Below are 5,564 nucleotides of genomic sequence, written 5' to 3'. Positions count from 1 at the left end.
CGAGGTCTTCGTGGCGGCCGGGGAACAGCTCGTTGAGCCCTTGCTCCACGATGTACTTGCGCGCGGCCGGGATGCGCTGCTCGCCCTTGAGCTTCTCGTGGCGGAAGGTCACCGGCGGATGCGCCAGCTTCATGTAGTCGAAGGCGGAAGGGTTCTCCATCAGCTGGCGCGTCGACACGGCCGGCGGCACGTTGTCCTTGGCCTGGAAGCTGCCGCGCACGTGGCAGGCGCGGATGCGCAACTCCAGCAGGCAGGGCATGTTCGAGGTCTCGGACAGGCGGAAGCCTTCTTCCACCATGCGCACCATCATTCCGAGGTCCGGTCGCGGATCGAGCAGGCACATGCTGGACTTGAGAGCCTAGGCATGCGTGCGCTCCTGGATCACGGATGCGCCTTCGCCATAGTCCTCGCCGACCACGATCAATGCGCCGCCCATGACCCCGGGCGAGGACAGGTTGGACAGCGCGTCGGCGGCCACGTTGGTGCCGACGATCGACTTCCAGGTGACGGCGCCGCGCAGCGGGTAGTGGATGGAGGCGCCGAGCATGGCGGCGGCCGAGGCTTCGTTGGAGCAGGCCTCCACGTGCACGCCGAGTTCGTCCATGTAGTCCTTGGCCTGGACCATCACGTCCAGCAGGTGCGACACCGGTGCGCCCTGGTAGCCGCCGATGTAGGCCACGCCGGACTGCAGCAAGGCCTTGGTGATGGCGAGGATGCCTTCGCCATGAAAGGTGTCGCCGTCGCCAAGGCGCAGTGACTCGATCTCTTTGCTGAATGAAACTTCCAAGGCGCTGGTCTCCCGGTGAACCCGCGAGTGTCGCCGCTGACGCCTCATCAATCAATACAATGACCTGACTAAGCGGTATGCAATGAGCGCATGACGCGCTGTCGTCTCCGACCGTGGTTGCCGCGCCTTCGGCCTTGGCTCAGAATGATCAGCCCGCAACCCTTGAGGAGACAAGTCATGAAGCAGTTTCGCTCGCTTGTTGTACTTGCCACGGTGTGCGTCGGCGCTGCGGCGCTCGCGCAGACGCCGCCGGCGGAGGAGCCCGGCTGGGCCAAGGGACGCCCGAAATCCGACGCCGCGATGCAGATGGCGCCGGTGCCGGCGTTCCCCATCCCCACCGCAGCCGACCAGCTGCCGACCGCCAAGTTCAAGTTGCCGCCCGGCTTCAAGGTGCAGACCTGGGCTTCGGGCGTGCTGGACGCGCGCGGCATGCGCCAGGGCGCCAAGGGCAACATCTTCGTCAGTTCGCTGTTCGTCGCCAACAAGGTCTACGCGATTGCCGAGCAAGGCAACCGCCAGGCCAAGGTCATCATCGACAAGATGCCGTTGGCCACGGGCATCGAGTTCCACAACGGCAGCCTGTACGTCGCGACCAACACGAAGATCCTGCGCTACGACAACGCCGAAGACCGGCTGGACAACCTGGGCGAGCCCACGGTGCTGTACGACAAGCTGCCCGGCGGCACCGACCACAGCTGGAAGTACCTGCGCATCCGCGACAACAAGCTGTACTTCGCCATCGGCGCGCCGTGCAATATCTGCGATCCGGGCGAGTACGCGAAGATCTACCGGATGAACCTGGACGGCAGCGGCATGGAGACGATCGCCTCGGGTGTGCGCAACACCGTGGGCTTCGACTTCGACCCGAAGACCGGCGACCTCTGGTTCACCGACAACGGCCGCGACTGGTTCAGCGAGGAACTGCCGAACGACGAACTCAACCACGTGAGCAAGCCGGGCCAGCAGCACTTCGGCTATCCCTACTGCCACCAGGGCAACGTGCCGGATCCGGAATTCGGCTGGGGCAAGTCGTGCAGCGACTACGTCAAGCCGGCCGCGTTGCTCGGGCCGCATGCGGGTTCGCTGGGCATGACGTTCTATCGCGGCACGATGTTCCCCAGGAAGTACCAGGGCGCGATGTTCATCGCGCGCCACGGGCCGTGGAACCGCACCACCAAGTACGCCGACGTCTCGGTGGCCTGGCCTGACGGCAAGGGCGGTGCGCGCATCGAGCCCTTCATGACGGGTTTCGTCGAGAACAACGGCTATCTCGGCCGTCCGGTGGACTTCCTGGTGCTCAAGGACGGATCCATGCTCGTCAGTGACGACCACGCGGGCGCCATCTACCGCATCAGCTACGGCCGATGAAAGCAGGCCTGATGTCCGGCCTGGCGGCGCTGGCATTGCTGGTGGCCTCGCCGCATGCGGGCAGCCAGCCCAAGGCGTCGTACGCGCAGCGCTTCGCTGATCTGTGCGCCGCCTGCCACGGCGCCAACGGGCGGACCGACCAGTCGCTCACCCCGGTGCTGGCCGGCCAACCCTCGCTGTATGCGATCACGCAGCTGTTCCTGTTCCGCGAGGGCCGGCGCAGCAACGAGGCCATGACCGCGGTGGCGAAGACCTTGACCGACGATGACCTGCGCGGCTTCTCCGACTTCATAGGGACGCTGCCGCCCGTGCCTGCTCCGCCTGCGGCCACGCCGCCCGACCCGGTCCGCATGATGAAGGGGCGGGCGCTGGCCGAGCAGCACAAGTGCCTGTTCTGCCATGGCGCGGGCCTGGCCGGTGGGCAGCAGGTGCCGCGCATCGCCGGCCAGCACGAGGAGTACCTGCGGGACAGCTTGCGCGGCTTCCGCGCCGGCACCCGCCCGGGGTACACGCAGGCGATGACCGCGGCCGTGAGCCAGATCCCGGTGGAAGACCTGGACATCCTGGCGTACTTCGCGGCGCGCTCGCCGGGGAGCGCGGACGGAAAGTAGCGACCGCGACCGGATAATGGGCTGGACCTTCATCCAGCCAATGCATATCAACGACATCGACCTGAACCTGCTGCGGCTGTTCGATGCCGTCTACAGCACCCGCAGTGTCAGCCGCGCCGCGCAACTGCTGGGCCTCACGCAGCCGGCCGCCAGCCAGGGCCTGACGCGCTTGCGCACGCTGATCCACGATCCGCTGTTCATGCGCAGCGGCGGCGGCGTCCAGCCCACGCCCAAGGCGCAACGGCTGGCTGACCCGGTCCGGCTGGCCCTGGCGACGCTGGAACAGGCCCTGGGCGAGACGGCCGGCTTCGATCCGGCGCTGTCGACACGCAGCTTCCACATCCACATGAGCGATATCGGCGAGAGCCGCTTCTTGCCGGAGCTGATGGTCGCGCTGCGCGAGCGCGCGCCCGGCGTGCGGCTCGAAACCCGGCCGGTACCGCGCGAGCAGCTCAACGAGGCTCTCGATGCAGGCCGGATCGATTTCGCCTTCGGCTTCCTGCCGATGGTCAGGGACGCCGAGTGCGTGGAGCTGCTGCACGACCGCTACGTGGTGCTGCTGCGCGCGGACCATCCGTTCACGCGCCAGCGCCGCACCGGCCAGGCGCTGCTGGAGGGGCTGCGCGAACTGGAGTTCGTGGGCGTGCGCTCGCACTCGGACACGCTGCGGATCCTGCAGGAGCTCAAGCTGGAAAGCCGGCTGCGGCTGGTGACCGAGCATTTCCTGGTGCTGCCGGCTATCGTCCGCGCCACCGACCTGGCGGCCGTGATGCCGCACAACATCGCCACCGGCTTCGAGGGCGGCTACGCGATCGTCGAGCCGGACTTTCCCCAGCGCGACTTTGCGGTGGCGCTGCACTGGAGCAAACGATTCGAGGCCGACCCGGGCAACCGCTGGCTGCGGGACTTGATCGAGAAGTTGTTCAGGACCTGAGCCAGGCCGGTTGCGCCAGCGACTTGCGCCGCTCGGCGCGCCAGTGCCGGTAGGCGCACATGGCGTCCGGGCCCAGCCTGGACTGCACGACGGCGCCCAGTCCGACCTGGGCGTCGAGCTCCAGCGGTATCGCGCCGTCCCAGCGCAGCACGGCCAGCGCCAGTTCCAGCGCCGCGACGTGTTCCTCGTCGCTGGCGGACAGGTCGGGCTGCCCCAGCCGGCGCTGCAGGTCGAGCAGCAGGCGCTGCAGGAATTTCAGTTCGGTCCTGGCCAGTTCCAGCGTGGGCTTGGTGTCCATTCCGCCGGGATGACGCGGCCGCCATCACAGCCTTGTCGGCAGGCTGCCTGTCTGCGCTTAGGACGGCGCCGCCGCGTCAGTGGCTCAGCGGCTGGAGAGCTGGGCGAGCCGCTCGGCCGCCTCGCGCTTGCCGATACCGCGCAGGGCGGCAATGGCTTCGAGTTGGCGCGCGCGCGGCCGTGCTTCGCCGTGTTCCCACTTGTAGACCGACTGGCCGGACACGCCGAGCAGGGCGGCGAAATCCGCCGCCGACAGGCCCAGCTTGCTGCGCTGAGCCGCCAGCCGGGCGGCGCTGAAGCGCCGGGCACTGCCTTGGCCGTCGTCTGCCTCGGCGGCATCGGCGGCGCCGCCAGACGCGGCGCTGCTGGCCTTGCCGACCCGCTTGAGCTGGCGTTCGAGTTCATCGATGCGGCGCCGCAACGCCGCCAGGTGGGTGCGGTACTGGGCGAAGGTTTTGCGGAAGTCTTCGGTCTCGGCGCGAACTTCCTTACGCGCGATCCGGGCGATCTCTTCCTTGAAGACAACTGCGATATTGGGCATGTACGAATGATTTTGTGCTTGTCGGCGTAGGCGCTGACGCCGGCCTGTGGCCACGTGCTCTCTGCCCGCAATGATAGTCGGCTGCGGGGCCGCGCCGCGGCGCGAAGGCTGCGATCGAATGCCTGCTGGAAGGTCGCAGCAATCCCTAGCCGGCCGCTGACACGCATGTGGGCGGCATCCTACATCCAGGCGGCGGTCGCACTTCTAACATTTGACTCCCCCTGGAGGTGTTGTGATGCAATGGAATTCAGCCGTGACGGTGCCGGAACGGCCTGGAAAGACCTCCCCGTGGATGCCGCTTCGGGGGGCCGGCAAGTTCGAGCCGCCGGAAAGCGTGCCGTCCGTCAGCTATCCGCACGCGCCGGTGGGCATCACCTCGCTGGACAACGTGCGCGCGGCGTTCTGGCAAGCGTACCGGCACCTGTTTCCGCCGCATTCGCTGGCGGCGCAGACGCCCAATGGCAGCATCGTGATCTCCTGGTCGATCCTGGACGAGCCGCATGCACGCTATCCGTACGCGGCGCCCGTCATGCTGCGTTTTGACGGGCAGCTGGTCGACACGATGTCCAAGTGCGATCCGCGCGAGCGCATCCGGATTGCCCAGAACCACGAACCGACGCTGCGCGAAGGGCTGCGCGGCTACGACCCGTTTGCGCGCTTTCCGAATGCGCGCGTCGTCGTCATCGGGTGAATCATCGGCCTGAAATCGCTGCCGCGATTTCGGGCCGGGTGACCAGTGTGAAGAAGCCCGGCAAAGCCGGGCTTCTTCACATGAGGGACCGCGCTGCACGTTGTTCCGCGCAGTCCGCCGAGGCTGGAACGCCGTCAATCGCGCGGGGCGTTCACCTGTCGCAGCAGGGCCAACGCCACGCCGCCCAGCACCACCACGCCAACAGCTAGCACCAGCCACAGCCCACCGAGCGGGTGTCGTTCCCGCGGGCAGCCAGGCGGCCCAGGCCGGAGGCGCGCCCCGCGGCGTCTCACGCACGCGGTGATGCGGGCAGCCGGCAGCAGCTGCGGCTCGAC

Annotated in this window: 7 protein-coding genes and 1 pseudogene; 4 read left to right on the top strand and 4 right to left on the bottom strand. The window is 67.7% G+C overall.

The genetic code is table 11. The features are described from left to right. Nucleotides 1-787, bottom strand: a pseudogene (locus JWP65_RS11890) (indolepyruvate ferredoxin oxidoreductase); the annotation flags it as partial. A gap of 177 nt (nucleotides 788-964) precedes the next feature. On the opposite strand from JWP65_RS11890, the gene JWP65_RS11885 reads away from it, so the two are divergent. From JWP65_RS11885 to JWP65_RS11875, 3 genes are read left to right on the top strand one after another with little or no spacing between them, the layout of a single operon-like run. Next, nucleotides 965-2,155 (top strand): PQQ-dependent sugar dehydrogenase, encoded by a 1,191-nt coding sequence (locus JWP65_RS11885; RefSeq protein ID WP_299763942.1) that lies wholly within the window; start codon nucleotides 965-967, stop codon nucleotides 2,153-2,155. After that, nucleotides 2,152-2,766 (top strand): c-type cytochrome, encoded by a 615-nt coding sequence (locus JWP65_RS11880; RefSeq protein WP_299763940.1) that lies wholly within the window; start codon nucleotides 2,152-2,154, stop codon nucleotides 2,764-2,766. Before JWP65_RS11885 ends, JWP65_RS11880 begins: the two co-directional genes overlap by 4 nt. Before the next feature lie 40 nt (nucleotides 2,767-2,806). Continuing rightward, a complete protein-coding gene (locus JWP65_RS11875) occupies nucleotides 2,807-3,700 on the top strand; it encodes a LysR family transcriptional regulator (protein WP_299763937.1) in 894 nt (297 codons plus the stop codon). Here the strand turns inward: JWP65_RS11875 and JWP65_RS11870 are convergent. Next, complete coding sequence (locus JWP65_RS11870) at nucleotides 3,690-3,998, bottom strand: hypothetical protein (protein WP_299763935.1); 309 nt, start codon at nucleotides 3,996-3,998, stop codon at nucleotides 3,690-3,692. The two genes, JWP65_RS11875 and JWP65_RS11870, sit on opposite strands and share 11 nt — an antisense overlap. 84 nt (nucleotides 3,999-4,082) lie before the next feature. Further along, nucleotides 4,083-4,592 carry a helix-turn-helix domain-containing protein gene (locus tag JWP65_RS11865; RefSeq protein ID WP_367280500.1) on the bottom strand — a complete coding sequence of 170 codons (510 nt, stop codon included), beginning with the start codon at nucleotides 4,590-4,592 and terminating at the stop codon, nucleotides 4,083-4,085. Between the two features lie 238 nt (nucleotides 4,593-4,830). Here JWP65_RS11865 and JWP65_RS11860 point away from each other — a divergent pair, with 238 nt between their 5' ends. Continuing rightward, the gene (locus JWP65_RS11860; protein WP_299763933.1) at nucleotides 4,831-5,229 is read left to right on the top strand and encodes a hypothetical protein; all 399 of its coding nucleotides are present in this window, start codon (nucleotides 4,831-4,833) and stop codon (nucleotides 5,227-5,229) included. Nucleotides 5,230-5,363: 134 nt separating this feature from the next. Here JWP65_RS11860 and JWP65_RS11855 read toward each other — a convergent pair. Beyond that, the coding region (locus JWP65_RS11855) for a hypothetical protein (RefSeq protein WP_299763931.1) at nucleotides 5,364-5,564 on the bottom strand (201 nt) is incomplete at its 5' end.

It is taken from the genome of Ramlibacter sp. (assembly GCF_028292805.1).
Taxonomy (GTDB): domain Bacteria; phylum Pseudomonadota; class Gammaproteobacteria; order Burkholderiales; family Burkholderiaceae_C; genus Ramlibacter.
This window is presented reverse-complemented; position numbering and strand designations above follow the sequence as displayed.